This is a genomic window from Moorena sp. SIO3I6 (assembly GCF_010672095.1).
The window spans coordinates 1-1198 of the sequence record NZ_JAAHHU010001514.1; the positions used below are offsets into that span (position 1 = coordinate 1).

2 protein-coding genes are annotated in these 1198 nt (G+C 37.5%); both read left to right on the forward strand.

Translation table 11 applies throughout. The annotated features are described in order from the left end of the window. Nucleotides 1-431, forward strand: a 431-nt coding sequence (locus F6K49_RS50770) for a glycosyltransferase (RefSeq protein ID WP_293110488.1), incomplete at its 5' end; no start/stop codon positions are given. Nucleotides 432-436: 5 nt separating this feature from the next. Then, a complete protein-coding gene (locus F6K49_RS50775; RefSeq protein ID WP_293110490.1) occupies nucleotides 437-1093 on the forward strand; it encodes a formyltransferase family protein in 657 nt (218 codons plus the stop codon). Nucleotides 1094-1198: the final 105 nt, after the last annotated feature.

Genomic DNA, 1198 nt, shown 5'->3' on the forward strand with positions numbered 1-1198 from the left:
TTGAAGGACTCGAAGCAGTGGTGGTGGTTGGGGGGAGTAATCCTCATTATCAGCAGTTACAGGCAGCAGTGCATGATTCGGGGACAGCAATTACGCTCAAGTATAATGTGACGAATATGCCGGAGTTGATGGCTTGGGCAGATATTGCGATCGCAGCTGGGGGAAGTACTTGTTGGGAGTTAGCCTTTATGGGTTTACCGAGTTTAATTATAATTTTGGCTGACAACCAGAGAGCGATCGCTCAGAAATTGGACGAACGATGTGCTGCTGTGAGTTTAGGATGGCATGACCAAGTTATTCCAGAACAAATAGCAGAATCAGTAGCTCAGATTTTATTATCCAAAAAACTACGTTGGGAAGTCCACCAAACTAGCAAAAGTTTAGTTGATGCAGAGGATCAATTCAAAGTTATAAGAATGCTTTTTTTTTAAAAATAATGCAAGGCTTAACGATTACAATTTTATCGGATAGCAATAGTTGGATTAATAATTATATTCCTGATCTCGTTGAAAAGCTAAAGAAAAAACAACATTTTGTTAAGTGGATTCATCAAGCGAAAGAGATTCCAGAAGGAGACTTCGTTTTTTGTTTAGGATGCGGACAAATTTTGTCATCAGAAGTTTTAAAGAGAAATTCAAAAAATTTGATTGTTCACGAAAGTGCTTTACCTCAAGGAAAGGGTTGGTCGCCTCTCACTTGGCAAATCTTAGAAGGGAATAATGAGATTCCAATTACGTTATTTGAAGCTGAAGAAAGTGTAGATAGCGGTAAAATTTATCTTCAATACGTTTTGAAGTTTAAGGGAAATGAACTTGTTGATGAATTGCGTAAAACTCAAGCCGAAAAATCAATTGAAATGTGCTTAGAGTTTGTCCAGCAATATCCAGCAATTTTAGAGATAGGGAAAGAGCAATCTGGAGACTCAACCTACTATCCTCGTCGAAAGCCAAAGGATAGTCGTTTAGATCCAGAACGAACAATAAAAGAACAGTTTAACCTTTTGCGAGTTGTAGATAACGAACGCTATCCAGCTTTTTTTGAACTCAATGGAGAAGTATATATATTAAAAATAGTAAAAAAACATCATCAGTAAGGAGGTGGATTTGGTTGCTTACTTAGTGGTTGGTCGAACGCCTTGGAGTCAAAAAATATTTAATAATATCATTCAGTATTATTCCGGTGAGTGGTACTTCATTGG

Bases quoted from the DNA above. Each gene is read 5' to 3' on its own strand.
- F6K49_RS50775 (WP_293110490.1), top strand. From the start codon at position 437: ATGCAAGGCTTAACGATTACAATTTTATCGGATAGCAATAGTTGGATT.